The organism is Salmonella sp. SAL04202, from assembly GCF_046550775.1.
Classification (GTDB): Bacteria; Pseudomonadota; Gammaproteobacteria; order Enterobacterales; family Enterobacteriaceae; genus Salmonella; species Salmonella enterica.
Genome location: NZ_JBGDXK010000001.1, coordinates 194,120 through 216,604, shown reverse-complemented (window position 1 = coordinate 216,604; position 22,485 = coordinate 194,120). Strand labels below are relative to the sequence as shown.

22 protein-coding genes and 1 other RNA gene are annotated in these 22,485 nt (G+C 52.7%); 12 read left to right on the top strand and 11 right to left on the bottom strand.

Going from position 1 to position 22,485, the window contains the following annotated elements:
- Window positions 1-15: 15 nt before the first annotated feature.
- The 6 genes from acrA to ACLJQJ_RS01060 all read left to right on the top strand — a co-directional run bounded on the left by acrA (window position 16) and on the right by ACLJQJ_RS01060 (window position 6,814).
- Window positions 16-1,209, top strand: a complete 1,194-nt coding sequence (acrA, locus tag ACLJQJ_RS01085) for a multidrug efflux RND transporter periplasmic adaptor subunit AcrA (RefSeq protein WP_001039202.1) — start codon at window positions 16-18, stop codon at window positions 1,207-1,209.
- Between the two features lie 22 nt (window positions 1,210-1,231).
- The gene (gene acrB / locus ACLJQJ_RS01080) at window positions 1,232-4,381 is read left to right on the top strand and encodes an efflux RND transporter permease AcrB (RefSeq protein ID WP_001132508.1); all 3,150 of its coding nucleotides are present in this window, start codon (window positions 1,232-1,234) and stop codon (window positions 4,379-4,381) included.
- A gap of 495 nt (window positions 4,382-4,876) precedes the next feature.
- On the top strand, window positions 4,877-5,251 hold the full coding sequence (tomB, locus tag ACLJQJ_RS01075; protein ID WP_000344807.1) for an Hha toxicity modulator TomB: 375 nt from the start codon (window positions 4,877-4,879) through the stop codon (window positions 5,249-5,251).
- Between the two features lie 27 nt (window positions 5,252-5,278).
- Window positions 5,279-5,497 carry an HHA domain-containing protein gene (locus ACLJQJ_RS01070; RefSeq protein WP_001280991.1) on the top strand — a complete coding sequence of 73 codons (219 nt, stop codon included), beginning with the start codon at window positions 5,279-5,281 and terminating at the stop codon, window positions 5,495-5,497.
- Window positions 5,498-5,675: 178 nt separating this feature from the next.
- On the top strand, window positions 5,676-6,227 hold the full coding sequence (maa, locus tag ACLJQJ_RS01065; RefSeq protein ID WP_001278793.1) for a maltose O-acetyltransferase: 552 nt from the start codon (window positions 5,676-5,678) through the stop codon (window positions 6,225-6,227).
- Between the two features lie 116 nt (window positions 6,228-6,343).
- Window positions 6,344-6,814 carry a YlaC family protein gene (locus tag ACLJQJ_RS01060; RefSeq protein WP_000136183.1) on the top strand — a complete coding sequence of 157 codons (471 nt, stop codon included), beginning with the start codon at window positions 6,344-6,346 and terminating at the stop codon, window positions 6,812-6,814.
- A 55-nt stretch (window positions 6,815-6,869) separates the two neighbouring features.
- Here ACLJQJ_RS01060 and ykgO read toward each other — a convergent pair whose 3' ends face one another.
- Together ykgO and ACLJQJ_RS01050 are read right to left on the bottom strand one after the other, a co-directional pair.
- The gene (ykgO, locus tag ACLJQJ_RS01055) at window positions 6,870-7,010 is read right to left on the bottom strand and encodes a type B 50S ribosomal protein L36 (protein WP_001197749.1); all 141 of its coding nucleotides are present in this window, start codon (window positions 7,008-7,010) and stop codon (window positions 6,870-6,872) included.
- A gap of 5 nt (window positions 7,011-7,015) precedes the next feature.
- Entirely contained in the window at window positions 7,016-7,276 is a 261-nt protein-coding gene (locus ACLJQJ_RS01050; RefSeq protein WP_000801415.1) for a type B 50S ribosomal protein L31, read from the bottom strand.
- A 224-nt stretch (window positions 7,277-7,500) separates the two neighbouring features.
- Between ACLJQJ_RS01050 and ACLJQJ_RS01045 the strand changes: the two genes are divergently transcribed.
- Window positions 7,501-9,051: an EAL domain-containing protein gene (locus ACLJQJ_RS01045; RefSeq protein ID WP_000213145.1), complete on the top strand. Its 1,551-nt coding sequence runs from the start codon at window positions 7,501-7,503 to the stop codon at window positions 9,049-9,051.
- A gap of 49 nt (window positions 9,052-9,100) precedes the next feature.
- Here ACLJQJ_RS01045 and ffs read toward each other — a convergent pair.
- An RNA gene (gene ffs / locus ACLJQJ_RS01040) (signal recognition particle sRNA small type) lies at window positions 9,101-9,197 on the bottom strand.
- 84 nt (window positions 9,198-9,281) lie between these two features.
- Here ffs and ACLJQJ_RS01035 point away from each other — a divergent pair.
- Window positions 9,282-9,671 (top strand): MGMT family protein, encoded by a 390-nt coding sequence (locus ACLJQJ_RS01035; protein WP_000961285.1) that lies wholly within the window; start codon window positions 9,282-9,284, stop codon window positions 9,669-9,671.
- A gap of 32 nt (window positions 9,672-9,703) precedes the next feature.
- Here ACLJQJ_RS01035 and ACLJQJ_RS01030 read toward each other — a convergent pair whose 3' ends face one another.
- Complete coding sequence (locus ACLJQJ_RS01030; protein ID WP_000779802.1) at window positions 9,704-10,273, bottom strand: YbaY family lipoprotein; 570 nt, start codon at window positions 10,271-10,273, stop codon at window positions 9,704-9,706.
- Window positions 10,274-10,487: 214 nt separating this feature from the next.
- On the opposite strand from ACLJQJ_RS01030, the gene tesB reads away from it, so the two are divergent.
- Window positions 10,488-11,348, top strand: a complete 861-nt coding sequence (gene tesB / locus ACLJQJ_RS01025) for an acyl-CoA thioesterase II (protein ID WP_000084176.1) — start codon at window positions 10,488-10,490, stop codon at window positions 11,346-11,348.
- 99 nt (window positions 11,349-11,447) lie between these two features.
- Here tesB and amtB read toward each other — a convergent pair whose 3' ends face one another.
- From amtB to decR, 5 genes are all read right to left on the bottom strand, one after another.
- Window positions 11,448-12,734: an ammonium transporter AmtB gene (gene amtB / locus ACLJQJ_RS01020; RefSeq protein ID WP_000684912.1), complete on the bottom strand. Its 1,287-nt coding sequence runs from the start codon at window positions 12,732-12,734 to the stop codon at window positions 11,448-11,450.
- Window positions 12,735-12,765: 31 nt separating this feature from the next.
- Window positions 12,766-13,104: a P-II family nitrogen regulator gene (gene glnK / locus ACLJQJ_RS01015; protein ID WP_000780341.1), complete on the bottom strand. Its 339-nt coding sequence runs from the start codon at window positions 13,102-13,104 to the stop codon at window positions 12,766-12,768.
- Window positions 13,105-13,316: 212 nt separating this feature from the next.
- Window positions 13,317-15,098, bottom strand: coding sequence for a SmdB family multidrug efflux ABC transporter permease/ATP-binding protein (locus tag ACLJQJ_RS01010; RefSeq protein WP_001256078.1), 1,782 nt, complete (start codon window positions 15,096-15,098; stop codon window positions 13,317-13,319).
- The gene (locus ACLJQJ_RS01005; RefSeq protein ID WP_020839526.1) at window positions 15,091-16,863 is read right to left on the bottom strand and encodes a SmdA family multidrug ABC transporter permease/ATP-binding protein; all 1,773 of its coding nucleotides are present in this window, start codon (window positions 16,861-16,863) and stop codon (window positions 15,091-15,093) included. The genes ACLJQJ_RS01010 and ACLJQJ_RS01005 overlap by 8 nt, the downstream gene beginning before the upstream one ends.
- Window positions 16,864-16,903: 40 nt before the next feature.
- A complete protein-coding gene (decR, locus tag ACLJQJ_RS01000) occupies window positions 16,904-17,362 on the bottom strand; it encodes a DNA-binding transcriptional regulator DecR (RefSeq protein WP_000884593.1) in 459 nt (152 codons plus the stop codon).
- A 112-nt stretch (window positions 17,363-17,474) separates the two neighbouring features.
- Between decR and cdsH the strand changes: the two genes are divergently transcribed.
- Entirely contained in the window at window positions 17,475-18,530 is a 1,056-nt protein-coding gene (gene cdsH, locus ACLJQJ_RS00995) for a cysteine desulfhydrase (RefSeq protein ID WP_000987850.1), read from the top strand.
- A gap of 49 nt (window positions 18,531-18,579) precedes the next feature.
- On the opposite strand, the gene cof is transcribed toward cdsH, so the two are convergent.
- Window positions 18,580-19,398, bottom strand: a complete 819-nt coding sequence (gene cof / locus ACLJQJ_RS00990; protein WP_000113040.1) for an HMP-PP phosphatase — start codon at window positions 19,396-19,398, stop codon at window positions 18,580-18,582.
- A 100-nt stretch (window positions 19,399-19,498) separates the two neighbouring features.
- Between cof and ACLJQJ_RS00985 the strand changes: the two genes are divergently transcribed.
- Window positions 19,499-21,199, top strand: a complete 1,701-nt coding sequence (locus tag ACLJQJ_RS00985; RefSeq protein WP_063808878.1) for an SgrR family transcriptional regulator — start codon at window positions 19,499-19,501, stop codon at window positions 21,197-21,199.
- 64 nt (window positions 21,200-21,263) lie between these two features.
- Window positions 21,264-21,959 (top strand): 7-cyano-7-deazaguanine synthase QueC, encoded by a 696-nt coding sequence (gene queC / locus ACLJQJ_RS00980; protein WP_000817201.1) that lies wholly within the window; start codon window positions 21,264-21,266, stop codon window positions 21,957-21,959.
- 105 nt (window positions 21,960-22,064) lie between these two features.
- On the opposite strand, the gene fadM is transcribed toward queC, so the two are convergent.
- Window positions 22,065-22,463, bottom strand: a complete 399-nt coding sequence (fadM, locus tag ACLJQJ_RS00975; RefSeq protein ID WP_001194543.1) for a long-chain acyl-CoA thioesterase FadM — start codon at window positions 22,461-22,463, stop codon at window positions 22,065-22,067.
- Between the last annotated feature and the right edge of the window lie 22 nt (window positions 22,464-22,485).

The window sequence follows — 22,485 nt, the reverse complement described above, 5'->3', positions numbered from 1 at the left end:
ACTCGAGGTTTACATATGAACAAAAACAGAGGGTTAACGCCTCTGGCGGTCGTTCTGATGCTCTCAGGCAGCTTAGCGCTAACAGGATGTGACGACAAACAGGACCAGCAAGGCGGCCAGCAGATGCCAGAAGTTGGAGTTGTCACACTAAAAACGGAACCACTGCAAATCACAACTGAACTTCCGGGTCGTACCGTTGCTTACCGTATCGCCGAAGTTCGCCCACAGGTAAGCGGCATTATCCTGAAGCGTAATTTCGTTGAGGGAAGTGATATCGAAGCGGGAGTCTCTCTCTATCAGATTGATCCTGCGACCTACCAGGCGACTTACGACAGCGCTAAGGGCGATTTGGCAAAAGCGCAGGCCGCCGCGAATATCGCTGAACTGACGGTGAAGCGTTATCAAAAGCTGCTGGGTACGCAGTACATCAGTAAGCAGGAATACGATCAGGCGCTGGCTGACGCGCAACAAGCGACTGCCGCCGTTGTCGCAGCAAAAGCCGCCGTTGAAACCGCACGTATCAACCTGGCGTATACCAAAGTCACCTCGCCGATTAGCGGTCGTATTGGTAAGTCATCCGTAACGGAAGGCGCGCTGGTACAGAACGGTCAGGCGTCGGCGCTGGCGACAGTGCAGCAGTTGGACCCTATTTATGTCGATGTGACCCAGTCCAGCAATGATTTCCTGCGCCTGAAGCAGGAGCTGGCAAATGGTTCGCTGAAGCAGGAAAACGGCAAAGCGAAGGTCGACCTGGTGACCAGCGACGGTATCAAATTCCCGCAGTCCGGTACGCTTGAGTTCTCCGACGTGACCGTTGACCAAACCACCGGATCTATTACTTTGCGCGCCATCTTCCCTAACCCGGATCACACCTTATTGCCAGGAATGTTCGTTCGCGCACGTCTGCAGGAAGGGACAAAACCGACGGCATTACTGGTTCCACAACAGGGCGTTACCCGTACTCCACGCGGCGATGCCACGGTGCTGGTGGTTGGCGCTGATAACAAAGTGGAAACCCGCCAAATCGTCGCAAGCCAGGCGATCGGCGATAAGTGGCTGGTGACTGACGGGTTGAAAGCGGGCGACCGCGTAGTCGTCAGCGGGCTGCAAAAAGTACGTCCTGGCGCACAGGTTAAAGTGCAGGAAATTACCGCGGATAACAAACAGCAAGCCGCAAGCGGTGATCAACCTGCTCAGCCCAGGTCTTAACTTAAACAGGAGCCGTTAAGACATGCCTAATTTCTTTATCGATCGCCCTATATTTGCGTGGGTGATCGCCATCATCATCATGTTGGCAGGGGGGCTCGCGATCCTCAAATTGCCGGTAGCGCAATATCCGACGATTGCGCCACCAGCAGTGACGATCTCCGCAACCTACCCTGGCGCTGATGCGAAAACGGTACAGGATACCGTCACGCAGGTTATCGAACAGAATATGAACGGTATCGATAACCTGATGTATATGTCCTCCAACAGTGACTCCACGGGGACCGTGCAGATTACGCTGACCTTTGAATCCGGCACCGATGCGGATATCGCGCAGGTTCAGGTTCAGAACAAGTTGCAACTGGCAATGCCGTTACTTCCCCAGGAAGTACAGCAACAGGGCGTGAGCGTTGAGAAGTCCTCAAGTAGCTTCCTGATGGTAGTGGGCGTCATTAACACCGACGGCACCATGACCCAGGAGGATATTTCGGATTACGTTGCCGCCAATATGAAAGATCCGATCAGCCGTACCTCTGGGGTGGGCGACGTTCAGCTGTTTGGTTCGCAGTATGCGATGCGTATCTGGATGAATCCGACAGAGCTGACCAAATACCAACTGACGCCGGTCGACGTGATTAACGCGATCAAAGCGCAGAACGCCCAGGTCGCGGCAGGTCAGCTCGGTGGTACGCCGCCGGTAAAAGGCCAGCAGCTTAACGCATCGATTATTGCCCAAACGCGTCTGACCTCAACGGATGAGTTTGGCAAAATCCTGCTGAAGGTGAATCAGGATGGCTCTCAGGTTCGTCTGCGGGATGTAGCGAAAATTGAGCTTGGCGGCGAAAACTACGACGTCATCGCGAAATTTAACGGTCAGCCAGCGTCAGGTCTTGGCATCAAACTGGCTACCGGCGCCAACGCGCTGGATACCGCTACCGCTATTCGCGCCGAACTGAAAAAAATGGAACCGTTCTTCCCGCCAGGGATGAAAATCGTCTACCCGTATGACACCACGCCGTTCGTGAAGATCTCTATTCATGAAGTGGTAAAAACTCTGGTCGAAGCGATTATCCTCGTGTTCCTGGTGATGTACCTGTTCCTGCAGAACTTCCGCGCGACGTTGATTCCGACTATTGCGGTTCCGGTGGTGTTGTTGGGAACCTTTGCCGTGCTTGCGGCATTCGGTTTCTCGATAAACACGCTGACGATGTTCGGGATGGTGCTCGCCATCGGCTTGCTGGTGGATGACGCCATCGTGGTGGTCGAGAACGTCGAACGTGTTATGACGGAAGAAGGCCTTCCGCCGAAGGAAGCGACGCGCAAATCCATGGGCCAGATTCAGGGCGCATTGGTGGGTATCGCGATGGTACTGTCGGCGGTATTTATTCCGATGGCCTTCTTTGGCGGCTCAACCGGGGCAATTTATCGTCAGTTCTCTATCACCATCGTATCGGCGATGGCGCTGTCGGTGCTGGTCGCGCTGATCCTGACGCCTGCGCTGTGCGCGACGATGCTCAAACCCGTCGCCAAAGGCGATCATGGCGAAGGGAAAAAAGGCTTTTTCGGCTGGTTTAACCGCCTGTTTGATAAGAGCACGCATCACTACACCGATAGCGTAGGCAATATTCTGCGCAGCACCGGGCGTTATCTGCTGCTCTATCTCATTATCGTCGTCGGTATGGCTTATCTGTTCGTTCGTCTGCCAAGCTCTTTCTTGCCGGATGAAGACCAGGGCGTATTCCTGACAATGGTCCAGCTCCCCGCCGGCGCGACGCAAGAGCGCACGCAAAAAGTGCTGGATGAGGTCACGGATTACTATCTGAACAAAGAGAAAGCCAACGTTGAATCGGTATTCGCCGTCAACGGCTTCGGTTTTGCAGGGCGCGGTCAGAATACCGGTATTGCATTCGTGTCGTTGAAAGACTGGGCCGATCGTCCAGGCGAAAAAAACAAGGTTGAAGCGATTACCCAGCGGGCAACCGCAGCGTTTTCACAAATTAAAGATGCGATGGTCTTCGCCTTTAACCTACCGGCGATTGTTGAACTGGGCACCGCAACCGGGTTTGACTTCGAGTTGATTGACCAGGCGGGACTTGGTCATGAAAAACTCACCCAGGCACGTAATCAGTTGTTCGGCGAGGTGGCGAAATATCCTGATCTGCTGGTCGGCGTTCGACCTAACGGTCTGGAAGATACGCCGCAGTTTAAAATCGATATCGACCAGGAAAAAGCTCAGGCGCTGGGCGTGTCTATTAGCGACATTAATACCACGCTGGGCGCAGCATGGGGCGGCAGCTATGTAAACGACTTTATCGATCGCGGTCGTGTGAAGAAAGTTTACGTGATGTCCGAAGCGAAATACCGCATGTTGCCGGATGATATTAACGACTGGTACGTTCGTGGTAGCGATGGTCAGATGGTGCCGTTCTCCGCATTCTCCTCTTCCCGCTGGGAATATGGTTCGCCGCGTCTGGAACGCTATAACGGTCTGCCTTCGATGGAAATTCTGGGTCAGGCGGCGCCAGGCAAGAGTACTGGTGAAGCGATGGCGATGATGGAGGAACTGGCCAGCAAGCTGCCGTCAGGCATTGGGTATGACTGGACCGGGATGTCCTACCAGGAACGGTTGTCCGGCAACCAGGCCCCTGCCCTGTATGCTATCTCGCTGATCGTCGTCTTCCTGTGTCTGGCGGCATTGTATGAGAGCTGGTCTATCCCGTTCTCCGTAATGCTGGTTGTTCCGCTTGGGGTTATCGGCGCGCTGCTGGCCGCGACCTTCCGCGGACTGACTAACGACGTTTACTTCCAGGTGGGCCTGCTCACAACCATTGGGTTGTCGGCGAAGAACGCGATACTTATCGTCGAATTCGCCAAAGACTTAATGGATAAAGAAGGGAAAGGTCTGGTAGAAGCGACGCTGGAGGCCGTCCGGATGCGTTTGCGCCCGATTCTGATGACCTCGTTAGCGTTCATGCTGGGGGTTATGCCGCTGGTTATCAGTTCCGGCGCGGGTTCCGGCGCGCAGAATGCGGTAGGTACTGGCGTACTGGGCGGGATGGTAACGGCAACCGTACTGGCTATTTTCTTCGTACCGGTCTTCTTCGTGGTGGTACGCCGCCGCTTTAGCCGTAAAAGCGAAGATATTGAGCATAGTCATTCGACAGAACATCGCTGATTTGTTCACTGTTGATAAGGCCGCGCAAGCGGCCTTTTTTACGCAAAAATCATAAAATACGCTTATTGTTAGATTGATTATTTTTTGCCATATTAATAAAAGGTATAATCCTTACTGCGTTAAAGGCTTTTCTTAGGAAAGTTGGCCATTTCTTAATTCAGCCATTAATTAAGAAATATTAAGAATATTCCTGGCTATTTTCTCCTGTCAGAGTCTATTGTTTTAGCCTGAAAAGCTAAAAAACGTTAACCCAATGATTACACAAACAATAAAACTGGTTCCTTTTTAGGCGACCGACGATCACTGTTAAAATTCGAAAAAGTATGGCAACACGCGGCTTTCACGCAATTGTAATTTTTCGTAATATGACGATGAAAAGTTTTTTAGAGTAGATTATAGTTAAATCATAAGGTGACGTGGGAAGTACCAGGTTAGTTAGTTGTATCCATCCCGAAGGTGTTCGGTTAGTTTAAGCCACTAAAAAGGGGATGCATTATGGACGAATACTCACCCAAAAGACATGATATAGCACAGCTTAAATTTCTTTGCGAAACCCTGTATCATGACTGTCTTGCAAACCTTGAAGAAAGCAACCATGGCTGGGTTAATGACCCGACCTCAGCAGTCAACCTGCAGCTCAATGAGCTGATAGAGCATATTGCAACTTTCGCGCTTAATTATAAAATTAAGTACAATGAAGACAATAAATTGATTGCGCAGATAGATGAATACCTGGACGACACCTTTATGTTGTTCAGCAGCTATGGTATTAATACGCAGGATTTGCAAAAATGGCGTAAATCGGGCAACCGCCTGTTCCGTTGTTTCGTCAACGCCACCAGGGCTAATCCTGTTAGTTTGTCTTGTTAAAAATTATTACAATCATAGGTAGAATTTATGTCTGATAAACCATTAACTAAAACTGATTATTTGATGCGTTTACGGCGCTGTCAGACAATTGACACTCTGGAGCGCGTCATTGAGAAAAATAAATATGAATTGTCCGACAATGAGCTGGCTGTATTTTACTCAGCTGCGGATCACCGTCTTGCAGAATTGACGATGAACAAACTCTACGACAAGATCCCCTCTTCAGTATGGAAATTCATTCGTTAATCACGCTACATTACTTTTTAGAGAACACGCAGGTGTTATCTGCCTCCTCGTTCTGGCTAATAACACAACGGGCTATTATAGAACAGTGATATAGATCACATACCAATAGCAGGGAACGTTCCCTCTAATACTCTATTATTGCTTCTATTGCGATAATATCCATCAAGGGGAGCGCGCGATGAGTGACGAAAAACAAAAAATGATCGCTGGGGCACTGTATTGCCCGACCGATGAAACTTTATGCCAGGATCGACTGCGGGCGCGTCAACTCATCCATCAATACAATTATACTACGCCTGATGAAATAAATAAGCGTCAGGCGATTTTACGCGACCTGTTGGGTCGATGCGAAGACGCCTATATTGAACCTTCCTTCCGTTGCGACTACGGCTATAATATTTTTCTTGGTCACTCCTTTTACGCTAACTTCGACTGCGTCATGCTTGATGTTTGCCCAATTCATATTGGCGATAATTGTATGCTCGCGCCAGGGGTACATATCTATACCGCCACGCACCCGCTGGACGCCGTCGAACGCAACAGCGGCAGAGAATTAGGTAAACCCGTCACTATCGGAAATAACGTCTGGATAGGCGGACGAGCCGTCGTTAATCCTGGCGTAACCATCGGCGATAACGTCGTCGTCGCTTCAGGCGCTGTGGTGACAAAAAACGTACCGCCAGACGTCGTGGTAGGTGGAAACCCGGCGCGAATCATTAAAAAATTGTAGTTAAAATGATAACTGTTATGCTAATTCGTGGTTAATCTGTTACTTTTTTCACGTGACACCTCCCTTTAAAATGGGCTGTTACTACCCCTATGTCGCAGAAATCATGAAGGCAAAAGATGACAGAGATACAGCGCCTGCTTAGCGAAACTATTGATGACTTAAACGTCCGTGAAAAACGCGATAACAGGCCGCGTTTTAGTATCAGTTTTATCCGCAAGCATCCTGGGTTATTTATCGCGATGTATGCAGCCTGGTTTGCGACGCTGGCGGTCATGCTGCAATCAGAAACGCTGGTGGGGTCAGTGTGGCTGTTAGTGGTGTTATTTATCGCATTTAATGGCTTCTTCTTTTTCGACATCGCCCCGCGTTATCACTATAACGACATCGATGTGCTGGACCTCCGGGTCTGTTACAACGGCGAATGGTACAACACCCGCTTTGTTCCCCCCACGCTCATTGAGACGATTCTTCAGTCTCCACAGGTGGATAATGAACATAAAGTCCAGCTGCAAAAAATGGTTGCCCGTAAGGGCGAACTTTCCTTCTACGATATTTTTACGCTGGCCCGCGCAGAAGCCAGCCGGTAATAAAAAAGTGCGCACCCTCCCTGGTACGCACTGCTTTCCCTGAACTGTTGGTTTTTTAACGTCTTTTTTTACGCCCCTGAACCGCCTTAAAACGCGGATTTGTTTTACAAATCACGTATAAGCGTCCTTTGCGTTTGACTATCTGGCAATCCGGATGCCGTTGTTTTGCATTGCGAAGTGAGTTTAACACCTGCATTTCATTTACCCCCGTTTAGCGCCGATAAAATGACCAAAACGTTTCTGGAAGCGTGCGGCGCTACTTTCGCTATCAAACGTTTTCTGTCTACCGGTATAAAAAGGATGCGATTTTGATGACACATCAATAGTGACATACGGATATGTCACGCCGTCCAGTTCGATTTCACGTTCAGTTTTGATAGTTGATCCCACTTTCACATATTCATTTGCGCTGGTGTCGTGAAATACGACGGTGCGGTATACAGGATGAATATCAGGTTTCATTGCGCTCTCTCAATTATGTTATAACATAACAATAAAATACGCTATCAACGCTCCTTTTTCAACCGGTAAACATTCACGATCTCTTCCTGGCGGCAAAAGCAACGTGGCGTAACGCGTTAGTCTGGCCCCTGTATCTGTAAAATCGATAAAATAGCTTTATCATTCGAGGGCGCGATTTACGATCGGATATACTTTCTCTACGCTGTGTTTATAAGGACATCACTGTGACAACACGACATCTGGTCAGCCTGGTAACGGGAGTGCTTATCCTGTCTGTCCTTTTCCCGATAGGATTGAGCCTGTGGCTGGCGCACCGTCAAGTTGAAAAAAGGTTTAACGAAGAGCTGGATATCTTCTCGTCCCGGGTGGCGCTACGTACAGAAAGGGTCAGTGACCAGGCAAAAGCCGCGTTAACGCATATTGCCTCCTTTAAAGGCGAGCCCTGCAGCAGCGCCCATTTACTCGCCATGCGCCGCGTGTCTTATAGCTTTCGGTATGTCCAGGAAGTTCTGTATCTTAAAAATTCGATTCCCGTTTGCTCCTCACTTGAAAAAGAGAGCCATATTCCCGCGTTCCCTCCGCCCATGAAAATCACTCGCGATGGTTATCGCGCCTGGTTTACGGCGCAAAACGATCTGGGTATAAAACGCTATATGGCGGCACTCGGGAGCGACAGCTATATCGTGATGATCGACCCGGCGTCCTTTATCGATGTGATTCCGTTTGGCGCATGGCCGATTGACGTCGCTATTATTGGCCGGGAACGCAATACTGTGGTTGCCAGCAGCGGTAACCTTGACCCCGCTATTCTTCCGCTCATTCACCATGAGACGCCCCTGCGGCTGGAAAACCGAGGCATTCAGTATGCTATCCACCCCTTTCCGGAAATGGGCATTACTATCGTAAGCTGGGCACCGACCGCTCCGCTGGAAAGGAGCTGGTATCGACAGGCGTTTATCTGGCTACCGGCGGGCATCGTAACGGGTCTGCTGGCCGCGGCCTTTATTCTGCGTATTTTGCGTCGGCTACAGTCGCCCCGCCACCGTCTCCAGGATGCGATCGACAATCGCGAAATTAACGTACACTATCAGCCTATTGTCTCCCTGAGCAGCGGAAAAATTGTCGGTGCCGAAGCCTTAGCTCGCTGGCAACAGGCGGACGGCACTTTCCTTTCGCCGGAAATTTTTATCGCGCTGGCTGAACAAACCGGGCTCACGGAGCCGCTAACCCGGCTAATCATCGAAACCGTTTTTGAAGACATGGGGAGTTGGTTAAAGTCCCATCCCGAACAACATATTTCAATCAATCTTGAGGCATCCGATCTGGCGTCGGAAACGTTGCCGACGCTGTTAAGCACGCTGCTGAACCGTAGCCAAATTTCTCCGTCGCAAATCGCGCTTGAATTAACGGAACGCGAGTTCGCCGATCCGAAAACCAGCGCGCCCATTGTCGCCAGATACCGTAACGCGGGACATTCCATTTATATTGATGACTTTGGCACCGGCTATTCCAGCCTCAGCTACTTACAAAATCTGGATGTGGATGTCCTTAAAATTGATAAATCTTTTGTCGATGCGCTGGAATATAAAAACGTCACGCCGCATATTATTGAAATGGCGAAAACGCTCAAACTTAAGATGGTCGCAGAAGGCATCGAAACGACCAGGCAAGAACAGTGGCTACGCCAGCATGGCGTACATTATGGTCAGGGCTGGTTATACAGTAAGCCCCTACCCGCTACGGCATTTATTCTTTGGGCGGAACAGCGGCTATAACGTCGCACAGCAGAAAAGAACAGTGTGGAGAGGCACAAATGGGTGGGGGCCCTGCCAGCTACATCCCGGCACACGCGTCATCTGCCTTGGCTGCTTCCTTCCGGACCTGACCTGGTAAACAGAGTAGCGTTGCGGGAGAACCAACAGAGCCCCCATTGAGAGCGTTGTGAACCAACGCGCAGGCGCATTATCACTGCTATATCGTGCAATTGCAACCCATCAGGCATCGGATGCTGGTTTCTTGCGCATCCGGGCTTTCCTCCCCCCTTATTCCAGATTATCCTGAAGCATTAACGCAGGATTCTATTATGGATATTCAGGACACATTTCCTCAACGCGTCTGGCAAATCGTCGCCTCGATCCCGGAAGGATTTGTCACGACCTACGGTGATGTCGCCCGGCTTGCCGGTTCCCCTCGGGCGGCGCGTCAGGTCGGCGGAGTTTTAAAACGTCTGCCGGAAGGCAGCACTTTGCCATGGCATCGGGTGGTGAACCGCCACGGCGCGATATCACTTACCGGGCCGGATCTACAGCGGCAACGTCAGGCATTACTGGCGGAAGGCGTGGTGGTGTCGGGAAGCGGACAAATCGATTTACAACGCTATCGCTGGGTGTATTAACCCTCTCCGTAACGGAGAGGGTTGGCGCAGGATTAATACTGGGTAGGCGCAGGAACGGCAGAAGACGGATTGACCTGGGTCGGCGAAGTCGATGGAACCGTCGTCGTCGCACCACCGCTGGCCTGCACAGGTACCGCCGTTTGCTGTACCGGTACCAGCGTAAGATCCGCTTTAGTGCCGCCATTGTTAATCACCGGTTTCACGCTATCGGTAATAAATACCAGCTTATTATCAACGGTGATGGCCGCGCTCAGGAGAATGCGCGCGTTAGGTTGAATATCTGATGGGTTAAACGGCAACACAAAACTGAAAGGCGCCTGTTTACCTTCGGTACGTACCGCTTTTTGCGACAGCACCTTAGACGGCGCATCAGCCAGCGAAGCATCTGAAAGCGTCACGGTCAGCACCGCATCTGGCGGCAGAGCGACCTTCTGGCGGATCCAGACGGTACCGGAAACATTGGGTTGCTGAATAGTAGACTGGTTAGCTGTAATCGACATGTTAGGGTTTGGCGCAGGCGTCTGGATATCAGCGCTTTTATCAGCGCAGGCCGCCAGAGATATCGCAACCGCTAAACCACTTACGATGTGCACGAGTTTCATTCAATTCTCCTTATCATCAATGCACCAGCAGGCCTTTCCCCCCGCCGGAAGAGTGGTTAACAGAAACATAACGTGATTAAGTGTGGCACATGTCACTCATTTTTGCCTGGAATTGGTCTGTTATTCAGACTTTTGTACCCATCGGACCACTTACAAAATTGCGTTATACTCTGCCCTACCTCGCTTCGGCATCGTTGTCACCTGGAGAGTATGTATGAGTCAGACACTGAATAATTTGCTGACATTATTGAATCTGGAAAAAATTGAAGAAGGACTCTTTCGGGGCCAAAGTGAAGACTTAGGGCTGCGCCAGGTATTTGGTGGTCAGGTGGTGGGCCAGGCGCTCTATGCCGCCAAAGAAACGGTGCCGGAAGCGCGACTGGTACATTCATTCCACAGTTATTTTCTGCGGCCAGGCGATAGCCAAAAACCCATTATCTATGACGTAGAAGTGCTGCGCGATGGGAACAGCTTCAGCGCCCGCCGCGTTGCCGCAATTCAGAACGGGAAACCCATCTTTTACATGACCGCCTCATTCCAGGCGCCGGAACCGGGTTTTGAACATCAAAAAACCATGCCGACAGCAGTCGGGCCGGAAGGACTACCGTCAGAAACGGAAATCGCGCAATCGCTGGCGCATTTACTGCCGCCGATTCTGAAAGAAAAGTTTCTCTGCGATCGCCCGCTGGAAATTCGTCCCGTCGAATTTCACAATCCGTTGAAAGGTCACGTCGCCGCGCCTGTGCGTCAGGTATGGATTCGCGCCAACGGCACCGTTCCGGATGACATTCGCGTCCATCAATATTTACTGGGATACGCCTCGGATCTGAATTTCCTTCCCGTCGCGCTTCAGCCTCACGGCATCGGTTTTCTGGAAAAGGGCATTCAGATCGCCACTATCGATCACTCTATGTGGTTCCATCGTCCGTTCAATTTTAATGAATGGCTACTTTATAGCGTGGAGAGCACTTCCGCCTCCAGCGCCCGGGGCTTTGTTCGCGGCGAGTTTTATACTCAGGATGGCGCGCTGGTCGCTTCAACCGTGCAGGAAGGGGTAATGCGTAATCACAATTAAAAAACATGCCGCTATGCGGCGTTAATGGCCTGATGACGCTGCGCTTATCCGGCCTACGGTAAACTGGATAAGCGCAGCGCCATCAGGCATGTTGCGCAATCACGCGTTATACGCATTCTCGCCGTGACTGTTCACATCCAGCCCCTCGCGCTCCTGCTCTTCCGGTACACGCAGTCCAACAAGGATATCCGCCAGTTTGTAACCAACAAACGCGACAACGCCGGACCAGACGACCGTAATAGCAATACTTTCCAGCTGTACCATCACCTGATGTCCCATCGTAACGCCGTCGACAAAGCCAACGCCGCCCAGCGAACTGGCGGCAAAAACGCCGGTCAGGATACAGCCGACTATTCCGCAAACACCGTGAACGCCAAATACGTCGCACGGATCATCTACCCGTAACAGACGTTTAAGCATGGTGACTCCCCACAATCCCGCCAGACCCGCAATAACGCCGATAACCAGCGCGCCGCCAACGCCAACATAGCCACAGGCTGGCGTCACGCCGACCAGACCGGCAATCGCGCCGGAACACGCTCCCAGCAGGGAAGGCTTACCGCGTAGCGTCCACTCGCCGATAATCCACCCCAGAATCGCGGCGGCGGTCGCCACCACGGTGTTCACAAAGGCCAGCGCTGCTATCTCGTTTGCGCTACCAGCAGAACCCGCGTTAAATCCAAACCAGCCGATATACAGAATCGCAGTACCGGTAAAGACCATCGGCAGGTTATGGGGTTTAAATGCTTCTTTCCCAAAGCCGACGCGTTTGCCAATTAAATAAGCCCCCACCAGCCCGGCGATAGCGGCGTTAATATGCACCACCGTACCACCGGCAAAATCCAGCGCGCCGTGAGCAGCCAGCAGGCCGCCGCCCCACACCATGTGCGCAATCGGAATATAAGAGAGCGTGAACCACACCACGACAAAAATCAGTACCGCCGAAAAACGAATACGCTCCGCCAGCGCGCCGACAATCAGCCCGACGGTAATACAGGCGAAAGATCCCTGAAACGCGACATGAATATACTGATAAATCGTACCCGTTACCGCCGTCAACGCGATATTCTTCAACATCGCCCCATCGGCATTACCGAAGAAATGATTCCCTTCGCCAAAAGCCAGCGAATAGCCGTACACCACCCATAAAATACAGACCAGCGCAAAGGTGACGGTCACTTGCGTTAACATTGACAGCACGTTCTTGGCGCGAATTAATCCGCCGTAAAACAGCGCGATACCCGGTATCGTCATGAACAGCACCAGCGCGGTGCAAATCATCATAAAAGCACTATCCGCTTTATCGGCAACCGCCGGCGCGGCTATCGTTAGCCCAGGCAGCAGCGCCAGTGAAGCCAGTGTGGTTTTTATCATCGCTATCTTCATTTTTTCATTTCCTGTTGCTGTGTGGCGGGTCTTACAGCGCTGCTTCGTCAGCTTCGCCGGTACGAATCCGAATAACGCGCATGAGCTCCGCGACGAAAATTTTGCCGTCGCCAATTTTTCCGGTGTAAGCCGCTTTACTGATGATATCGATCACCTCTTCCAGTTGGTCGTCGGCGATAGCCACATCAATTTTGACCTTCGGCAGGAAATTCACGCTGTACTCCGCGCCGCGATACAGTTCGGCGTGTCCTTTCTGACGGCCAAACCCTTTCACTTCGGTGACGGTCAGTCCCTGAATGCCAATGGAAGAAAGCGCCTCCCGCACGTCCTCCAGCTTGAACGGTTTGATAATCACAGTAACCAGCTTCATAGAACCCTCCAGTCAGAATTAGGTAACGGCTGCCGCCGCGCATGGACTCTTCAGGATGGATATTGCAAAGGATGTGCCAGAAGCTGGCGAGCGAGGAAAAGCGCGGTTAGCGGCGCGTCTTTATATTGACGCGCCCCAAAATCGAAGCAGGGAAAGAAAAACGCACCACGACGGTGCATGATGGGCGAGGCTTTGCCCTGTGGTGCCAAACCTTATGCCGCAGGGCCGGGTTCTTCGTGTACGCTGGCGGCTAACTCCTCGCCAACTAACTGTAATTGATACATTTGCCAGTAGCGCCCTTGCGCCGCCAGCAATTGTTGATGCGTCCCGCGCTCCACCGCCTGGCCGCGATGGAGAACCAGAATGGTATCCGCCTCCACGATTGTCGATAGCCGATGGGCAATAACCACCAGCGTGGTGCGCTCGCGAATCGCCGCCAGCGCCTGCTGTATCGCCTGCTCAGTGCCGGAATCAATGCTGGCCGTCGCCTCATCAAGAATTAATATTTGCGGGGCGTCAACCAGCACGCGCGCCAGCGCCAATAGCTGTTTTTGCCCGACGGACAGCGTATTTCCCTGCTCGCCGAGATGCGTATGCAGCCCGTCGCTCAGGCCGCGCGCCAGATCTGCCAGTTGTACCGTTTCCAGCGCCTGCCACACCTGCGCCTCGGAGACATCGCGCCCCAGCGTCACATTAGCCAGAAAGGTATCCGCCATCACTACCGGGTCCTGTTGAACCATCGCCACGCCCTGGCGTAAAACGCGATGATTAAGAGAGGCGATTTCTCGCCCATCCAGCCGAATTTCGCCTTGTGTCAGGGGGTAATACCCCATTAATAAGCTGGCGAGCGTGCTCTTCCCGCTGCCGGTGTGCCCCACCAGCGCCACAAAGCTACGGGACGGTACTGAGAGCGTAATGTCCTGTAAAACAAGATTATCGTCGCGGTAAGCAAACGACAGATGATCAATATCAATCGCCCCGCTTTGTAACGGCCTGTCGTCGCTGCCATAGCGCTGGCGCGGGCGATCCATCAGTTCAAAAACACGTTCTCCCGCCACAACCGCCTGCTGTAGCATGGATTGCTGGGTGGTCAGTTCAATGAGCGGCTCGTTCAGACGTGACAAATAGCTAATGAACGCATACAGCACTCCGACCTCAATCGTGCCGGCAGACGTAAAGCTGAAAAGCATCAACAGACCGCACAAAATGAGCGCAGAAAAGAGGCTAAGCAGCGGACGCAATAAAAAGCCGTCTAAGCGTAGTGTCTGCATCCGCGCCATGTAGTGCGAGCGGCTGGCCTCGCCCATGCGTTCGCCGAAGCGCGCCTGCTGGCGAAACTGCTGGATTACGCTCATCCCGTTGATGATTTCGTTAAAGCCGTCGTTAATATCCGCCAGGTATGCCCGCACGCGGCGTACAATCGGCGTGCTGTAGCGCTGATAAATGACCATCACGGTCAATACCGCCGGAAAAATCAAAATCGCCACCAGCGCCATCCGCCAGTCAAGGCTGAACATAGCGACCAGCATGGCGCCGATCAACGCCGCGCTACGTAATACCGTTGCGACGACCGTGACGTACAGATCGCGGATGACTTCCGTATCGTTGGTCACACGTGAAATTAATTGTCCGACAGGCTGCGTGTCGAAGGCGCTTAGCGGCTGGCGCAAGGCGGCATCCATGACGTCCGTGCGCAAAGACTGAACCACGCCAACGGCCGCCCGGTTAAATAATAAAGACTGGGCGTAATGCAGACCCGCCGCCAGAAACTGTAGCCCTACATAGGCGGCCGCCAGCCCCGCGACCTTGCCCAACGGTAAATGGTGGCGGGCCACCATGTTATCAATGAAATAGCTGATCAGCAGCGGACCGCTAACCTCCGCCGCTGCCGCAATCCACAGCATCATCACCGCGACAGAGAGCGGTTTTCGCCATGGCGAGCCATACGCCAGCAACCGTTTCAGCGTCGGCCATAGCTGTCCAAAACTACGCATTCGCCGCCTCCTCGCCGCGTTCCGGCGCGTCATCCAGAGCGGCCTCCAGTTGCTGATAGCGATACATATCGCGATACCAGCCAATCTGCTGCGCCAGTTGATTGTGATCGCCGCGCTGAACAACATGACCATGTTGCATAACGATAATTTCATTGGCGTCGGTCAGCGCGGATAAACGATGCGCGCTGATGATGACCGTACGCCCTTCGCCCCACTGGCGCAAATTATGCAAAATCTGATGCTCTGTACGACCATCTACTGCTGAAAGCGCATCATCGAGAAGCAGAATTTCCGCATTTAACAGCAGCGCTCTGGCAATCGAGATACGCTGTTTTTGCCCTCCCGATAACATGACGCCACGTTCACCTACCTGCGTGTCATAGCCCTGAGGCAAACGGAGAATATCCTCATGTACGCTGGCTAAACGCGCCACCCGTTCAATCTCCTCTTGAGTCGCCTCCGGGCGTCCGAGCGCAATATTATTGGCAATAGAGTCCGAGAACAAAAACGGCGTCTGGCTGACGACCGCCAGTCGGCTACGCCAGCTATCCAGTTGCAGATGCGTCAACGGCATGTCATGGAATCGGATTTCTCCCTGCGTCACATCAAAATGGCGCTGGATAAGCGACAATATTGTGCTTTTCCCCGCGCCGGTCGGACCGCATATCCCCAGCATCTGACCCGGTTTAAGACGAAAGTTCACATTCTCCAGCGCCGGATGCGTCGTTTGCGGATAGCAAAACTCACGAATGGCCGCCGTCAGTTCGCCACGCCCCGCCGGGACCGGCTCTTCGCCATCCTTAACTACCGGCGCTTCCGCCAGCATGGCGCGGATGCGGCTGTAAGCGGCGCTACCCCGCTCCACGATATTAAACATCCAGGCCAGCGCCAGCATCGGCCAAATCATCAACCCCAGATACATCATAAAGCTGGTGAGTTCGCCCAGCGTCAGGCTGCCGTTAACCACCATCCAGCTTCCGCCGCTAATCGCAAGCAGGTTCGCCATGCCAATGGCGATGTAAATGGTTGGATCAAAACGCGCGTCAATACGCGCCACGCGCATATTTTTCTTGCCGGTATCTTCGGCATCCGCCGCAAACAGCGAAGACTGGCGATCCTCCAGACCAAACGCTTTGATCATGCGGATGCTGGTCAGACTCTCCTGCGTGCGATCGTTCAGGCTGGAGAAGGCGGCCTGCGCCAGTTTGAAATAATCATGCAGCCGATCGCCGTAACGTTTGATCATCAGCGCCATAATCGGCATCGGCAACAGCGCTAATAGCGTTAGCTGCCAGCTAATTTGCGTCGACATGACAATCAGTACCGCGCAGCCCATTACCAGCGAGTCAACCAGCGTCAGAACGCCCTCACCCGCCGCAAATACGACGCGATCCACATCATTCGTCGCGCGCGCGATAAGATCGCCCGTCCGATGGCGCTGATAAAATTCAGGATGCTGACGACTCAACTGGCGATAATAATCTTCACGCAGTTCGACGGCTAATTGATAAGAAGCGCCAAATAGCAGCACGCGCCAGACATAGCGCAACAAATAGACCACTACGGCGATCAGGGCAATGGTGCCAATCCACATCGCTATTCGGCCTGGAGTAAAATGCTGTGCGGTTACGCCATCCACGACAATCCCCACCACTTTGGGCGGGATCAGCTGAAGCATCGCAATAAGCATAAGCAGGGCCACCGCGCCAAGATAGCGACGCCATTCTCGGCGAAAGTACCAGCTTAATTGAGCAAATAATCGCACGCGTTATTTCCTGATATGATTTCCGGCAATACCGGGAGAATTATTCAATGGGCAGAGAGGTGGTGTACTTAATCTGTTCCATCGCAAAACTGGAGGTGACGTCTGACAGTCCTGGGACGCTATTGACCAGACGTTTATAGAAGTCGTCATACCGCTTCATGTCGGCCACCTGAACTCGCATCAGATAGTCGTATTCCCCCGCCATCCGCCAGAAGCCAAGCACTTCCGGCATCTCAGAGACGACGGTCACGAACCGACAGTACCATTCACTGCTGTGGTGCTGCGTTTTTATCAACACAAAAGCGGTTAATCCCAGCCCCAGTTTTTCCGGGTCCAGCAGCGCGACCCTGCCAAGCAGGATACCGTCATCTTCCAGGCGTTTAAGCCGCTTCCAGCAAGGCGTTGTCGTCAGATTAACGGCATCCGCCAGCGCCTGCAAAGAGAGGGTACAGTCCTGCTGCAATAAGCAAAGCAGCTTACGGTCAATTTTATCTAACATACCCACTCCATAGAGAATATTTTTCTCCTTACATTGTAATTTAAAGGTCAAATAGCAACAATTTTTTCCGTACTTTTCGCTACTCTTGGCACAAAATGATAAATGGATATTAATGATGAGTAGCAATTGGGTTAAAAATGCCATTAATGAAATTAACGCTGACCACCAGCGCTCGGCGGATACGCATCTTATTCGTTTGCCCCTGTCGGCATTTCCAGGTATCCAGCTTTACCTGAAAGACGAAAGCACGCATCCCACCGGTAGCCTCAAGCATCGTCTGGCGCGCTCGCTGTTCCTTTATGGGCTGTGCAATGGCTGGATTAAAGAAGGCACTCCGATTATTGAAGCGTCATCAGGCTCAACGGCGATTTCCGAAGCCTGGTTCGCGCGTTTACTGGGACTGCCGTTCATCGCCGTCATGCCCGCCTGTACCGCAAAACGTAAAATCGAACAGATTCAATTTTACGGCGGCCACTGTCATTTTGTGGAGAGCGCCTGCGAAATTTATGCCGCCTCCGAGCGGCTGGCGCATGAACTGAACGGTCACTATATGGACCAGTTTACCTACGCAGAACGAGCTACCGACTGGCGGGGCAACAATAATATTGCCGACAGTATTTTCCGCCAGATGCGCAACGAACCCCATCCAGTACCGCGATTTATCGTCATGAGCGCCGGAACGGGCGGAACCTCTGCGACGATTGGGCGCTATATTCGCTGCCAGGGCTATGATACTCAGCTCATGGTGGTGGATCCGGAAAATTCCGTCTTTTTACCTTACTGGCAGGATCGCGACGCTTCATTACGCAGCCCGGTGGGCAGTAAAATTGAAGGAATTGGTCGTCCGCGAGTAGAGCCTTCTTTTATTCCGGATGTCGTGGATGAGATGCTGCGCGTGCCGGACGCCGCCAGCGTTGCCACCGCACACTGGCTGGAAACGCAGCTAGGCCGTAAAGTCGGCGCCTCTACCGGCACGAATATGTGGGGAGCGCTGCAGCTTGCGGCCCGGATGCGCGAGGCTGGAGAAACCGGCGCTATCGTGACGTTATTGTGCGATAGCGGCGATCGCTATCTGGATACCTATTACCATCCGTCCTGGGTTAGCGACCATATCGGCGATTTGACGCCGTGGTCAGCGGCCATCGCAAAATTACTTACCGGCGACTAAAAACCAAAAAAAAGCCAGACTGAATGTCTGGCTTGCTGGAAGAGATCTCTCATTCGGGGGAATAAGGTAGATGCGGATTGTCCAGCCAATGCGTCAAAAAGTGTGATACCGCTTGATTACCACAATGTCCGATAACCGAAAGGTGTGGCAGCGCGGCGATAAGCTGCGGCATGGCATTGCCCATAATGAGCCCCCGCCCGACGCTGCCCAGCATTTCCCGATCGTTCATCGCGTCGCCAAACGCCATGCAATCTGCCAGTGAAAGCCCTAAATGGTTGCTCAATACCGCCAGCGCCGATCCTTTATTGCACCCCAGCGGTAGCACTTCCAGGCAGTCGACGGCAGAGAAACAGAGGTGCGCGCGTTCTTCCAGCGCCTCATTGAGCTGAATGCGCAAACGGATCAGATCGTCATGATCGCCGCAAAAACAGATCTTCGTCACCTGATGGGCCGGAATACTTTTTATATCGATAACCTGATAACGAAAGCCGCTGTAGACGTGCGCCTGGAGTAGCGCGGGGATCTCCTGGCCTGTAAACCAGCCGTTGTCATTAAACACATGCATACTGGCTCGGGTATCCCAGGCATGGTGCATCACCGTATCGGCAACCTGAGGATCGAGATCCTGACGATGCAGCACGTCGCCTTCCAGCGAGTGAATTCGCGTCCCGTTACCGGTAATAAGATAAGCATCCAGTGAAAGCGTCCCCAGAATATGCCGCATTTCCAGCACATGACGACCCGTAGCGAATGTCAGGGTGATATCGCGTTCGCGCAGACGCGACAGCGTGGCGATCGTTTCTCTACCCAAATGGTGATCGGGCATTAATAACGTGCCATCCATATCAAATGCTGCCAGACGGGCCATCTCTTTCTCCACACTGTGACGCGGTTAACTTGTTGTTCAGTATTACCTGAGATATACGGAAGTAATAGTGAACAGATAAAAGGAAGTGTTCCGGGTTTCTATGAGGCTACTGAATCGGCTTAATCAATATCAACGCCTCTGGCAGCCTTCCGCCGGGGAAACGCAACATGTCACCGTTAGCGAACTGGCCGAACGCTGTTTTTGTAGCGAGCGCCATCTGCGAACGCTGCTGCGTCAGGCCCAACAGGCAGGTTGGCTAAGATGGGAGGCGCAGTCCGGGCGCGGGAAACGTGGACAGCTCCAGTTTCTGGTCACGCCGGAATCGCTCCGCACCGCCATGATGGAGCAGGCTCTGGAAAAAGGGCAGCAGCTCAACGTACTGGAACTGGCGCAGCTGGCGCCTGGCGAGTTACGGGCGATGCTCCAGCCTTTTATGGGCGGCCAATGGCAAAACGATACGCCGACATTGCGTATTCCCTACTATCGTCCGCTTGATCCGCTGCAGCCGGGTTTTCTGCCAGGACGCGCGGAACAGCATCTCGCAGGGCAAGTTTTTTCCGGGTTAACGCGCTTCGACCGCGATAGCCAATATCCTTGCGGGGATTTGGCGCATCACTGGAAGGTTTCCGCCGACGGTTTACGCTGGGATTTTTATATTCGCTCCACGCTGCACTGGCATAATGGCGATGCGGTGGATACCGCGCAGCTACACGAACGCCTGGAAAGGCTGCTTACCCTACCCGCGCTAAGCAAATTGTTTATTAGCGTCGCACGGATCGAAGTAACGCATCCTCAGTGCCTGACCTTTCTCCTTCACCGACCTGATTACTGGCTGGCGCATCGTCTGGCGAGCTATTGTAGCGGTCTGGCGCATCCTGACCTGCCGCTTATCGGCACCGGTCCTTTTCGCCTGGCGTTGTTCACGCCGGAACTGGTGCGTCTGGAAAGTCATGACCATTATCACCTCAGCCATCCGCTGCTGAAAGCGATTGAATTCTGGATCACCCCGCAACTGTTTGCCCAGGATCTGGGCACCAGTTGCCGCCATCCGGTGCAGATTGCCATCGGCAAACCGGAAGAGCTGGCGACGCTGAGTCAGGTAAGTAGTGGTATCAGTCTTGGCTTTTGTTATTTAACCCTCAAAAAGGGCTCACGGCTCAACGTACAGCAGGCGCGGCGTCTGATACATATTATCCATCATACTTCGCTGCTGAAAACCTTACCGGTAGATGAGAACTTGATTATGCCAAGTCAGGGGCTGCTACCCGGCTGGACAATCCCGCAATGGCAGGACGTTGATGAAACGCCATTGCCGAAAAAACTTACCCTGGCGTATCACCTTCCCGTAGAGCTGCATACGATGGCGGAACAGCTTCGACATTACCTGGCGACGCTCGGCTGTGAGTTAACGTTGATTTTTCATAATGCCAAAAACTGGGATAACTGCCCTGCGTTGGCGCAAGCGGATCTGATGATGGGCGACAGGCTGATCGGCGAAGCGCCGGAATATACGCTGGAGCAGTGGCTACGTTGCGATCAGATCTGGCCGCATGTCCTTGACGCGCCTGCGTTTTCCCATCTGCAGGCTACGCTTGACGCTCTGCAAATTCAGCCCAATGAAAAAGATCGCCGCGCCGCGCTACAACAAGTTTTTGCCAACCTGATGGATGACGCCACACTTACGCCACTATTTAATTATCACTATCGCATCAGCGCCCCACCGGGCGTTAACGGCGTTCGACTCACCCCTCGCGGCTGGTTTGAATTTAGCGAAGCCTGGCTTCCTCCGCCTTCGCCGTGAAGAAGCTGGTCGGGATTATCCGTACGCGTTACCATATTGGCTTTCGTCATTGATCAGGATAACTATGAAACGCGCCGTTGTTGTATTTAGTGGAGGTCAGGACTCCACCACTTGTCTGGCGCAAGCGCGGCATCAGTATGATGAAGTGCATTGTGTCACGTTTGATTATGGTCAGCGCCACCGCGCAGAGATTGATGTCGCGCGCGCACTGGCGTTAAAACTTGGCGCACGCGCGCATAAAGTGCTGGATGTCACTTTGCTGAACGAACTGGCGGTCAGCAGCCTGACGCGGGATAGCATTCCGGTGCCGGACTATGAACCGAACGCTGACGGTATCCCCAATACTTTCGTACCGGGACGCAATATTCTCTTTCTGACGCTGGCGGCGATTTACGCTTATCAGGTCAAAGCCGAAGCGGTGATCACCGGCGTTTGCGAGACCGATTTTTCCGGCTATCCAGACTGTCGCGATGAGTTCGTCAAAGCGCTGAATCACGCGGTGAATCTGGGCATGGCGAAAGATATCCGTTTCGAAACGCCCTTAATGTGGATTGATAAAGCTGAAACCTGGGCGCTGGCCGATTATTGGGGCCAACTGGATTTAGTTCGCGAAGAGACGCTGACCTGCTATAACGGCATTAAAGGCGATGGCTGTGGTCATTGCGCAGCCTGTAATCTGCGCGCTAACGGCCTGAATCATTATCTGTCGAATAAAGCGGCGGTGATGGCGGCAATGAAGCAAAAAACCGGGTTAAGGTGATTGTTTTGCCGGATGGCGGCGCATGCACCTTATCCGGCCTGGCGATATGCACCATGGTCAATATCGCCAGGCCGGACAAGTTCAACGCCATCAGACTGCGAAGCGTTATTGCACCATCTGTTCCAGCTTTTCACGCAATTCGCCTTCCAGCGGCAGCGCTTTTTGCGTTTTTAAATCAATACAAACAAACGTGATGAGCGCATCGGCCACCACCTGTCCTTCTGGCTCCAGCGTAATCGTCTGGCTTAATACGCCGCTTTTACCGTTAAGCTGTTGTACCTGGCTGGTCACGGTCAGTAGATCGCTCAATACCGCCGGGCGACGGTAATTTATATTGATGTTTACCACCACAAAGGCAATATTGCGGGCCGTCATCCACTGAAAGCTGTCGCTGTTTTCCAGCCCATCCCAACGGGCCTCTTCCAGAAACTCCAGATAGCGGGCATTATTAACATGTTGATAAACATCAAGATGATATCCACGAACTTTGATTTGTGTTTGCATAGCGCAATAACCTTACGTTGTT

What these genes read in the sequence shown, in the direction of transcription:
- cof (WP_000113040.1), bottom strand. Translation starts at nt 19,398, where the DNA reads ATGGCCCGTCTGGCAGCATTTGATATGGATGGCACGTTATTAATGCCC.
- ACLJQJ_RS00985 (WP_063808878.1), top strand. Translation starts at nt 19,499, where the DNA reads ATGAGGCTACTGAATCGGCTTAATCAATATCAACGCCTCTGGCAGCCT.
- queC (WP_000817201.1), top strand. Translation starts at nt 21,264, where the DNA reads ATGAAACGCGCCGTTGTTGTATTTAGTGGAGGTCAGGACTCCACCACT.
- decR (WP_000884593.1), bottom strand. Translation starts at nt 17,362, where the DNA reads ATGTTAGATAAAATTGACCGTAAGCTGCTTTGCTTATTGCAGCAGGAC.
- tesB (WP_000084176.1), top strand. Translation starts at nt 10,488, where the DNA reads ATGAGTCAGACACTGAATAATTTGCTGACATTATTGAATCTGGAAAAA.
- ACLJQJ_RS01070 (WP_001280991.1), top strand. Translation starts at nt 5,279, where the DNA reads ATGTCTGATAAACCATTAACTAAAACTGATTATTTGATGCGTTTACGG.
- ACLJQJ_RS01010 (WP_001256078.1), bottom strand. Translation starts at nt 15,098, where the DNA reads ATGCGTAGTTTTGGACAGCTATGGCCGACGCTGAAACGGTTGCTGGCG.
- glnK (WP_000780341.1), bottom strand. Translation starts at nt 13,104, where the DNA reads ATGAAGCTGGTTACTGTGATTATCAAACCGTTCAAGCTGGAGGACGTG.
- amtB (WP_000684912.1), bottom strand. Translation starts at nt 12,734, where the DNA reads ATGAAGATAGCGATGATAAAAACCACACTGGCTTCACTGGCGCTGCTG.
- ACLJQJ_RS01035 (WP_000961285.1), top strand. Translation starts at nt 9,282, where the DNA reads ATGCTGGTTTCTTGCGCATCCGGGCTTTCCTCCCCCCTTATTCCAGAT.
- acrA (WP_001039202.1), top strand. Translation starts at nt 16, where the DNA reads ATGAACAAAAACAGAGGGTTAACGCCTCTGGCGGTCGTTCTGATGCTC.
- fadM (WP_001194543.1), bottom strand. Translation starts at nt 22,463, where the DNA reads ATGCAAACACAAATCAAAGTTCGTGGATATCATCTTGATGTTTATCAA.
- ACLJQJ_RS01030 (WP_000779802.1), bottom strand. Translation starts at nt 10,273, where the DNA reads ATGAAACTCGTGCACATCGTAAGTGGTTTAGCGGTTGCGATATCTCTG.
- ACLJQJ_RS01050 (WP_000801415.1), bottom strand. Translation starts at nt 7,276, where the DNA reads ATGAAACCTGATATTCATCCTGTATACCGCACCGTCGTATTTCACGAC.
- cdsH (WP_000987850.1), top strand. Translation starts at nt 17,475, where the DNA reads ATGATGAGTAGCAATTGGGTTAAAAATGCCATTAATGAAATTAACGCT.
- ACLJQJ_RS01060 (WP_000136183.1), top strand. Translation starts at nt 6,344, where the DNA reads ATGACAGAGATACAGCGCCTGCTTAGCGAAACTATTGATGACTTAAAC.
- acrB (WP_001132508.1), top strand. Translation starts at nt 1,232, where the DNA reads ATGCCTAATTTCTTTATCGATCGCCCTATATTTGCGTGGGTGATCGCC.
- tomB (WP_000344807.1), top strand. Translation starts at nt 4,877, where the DNA reads ATGGACGAATACTCACCCAAAAGACATGATATAGCACAGCTTAAATTT.
- maa (WP_001278793.1), top strand. Translation starts at nt 5,676, where the DNA reads ATGAGTGACGAAAAACAAAAAATGATCGCTGGGGCACTGTATTGCCCG.
- ykgO (WP_001197749.1), bottom strand. Translation starts at nt 7,010, where the DNA reads ATGCAGGTGTTAAACTCACTTCGCAATGCAAAACAACGGCATCCGGAT.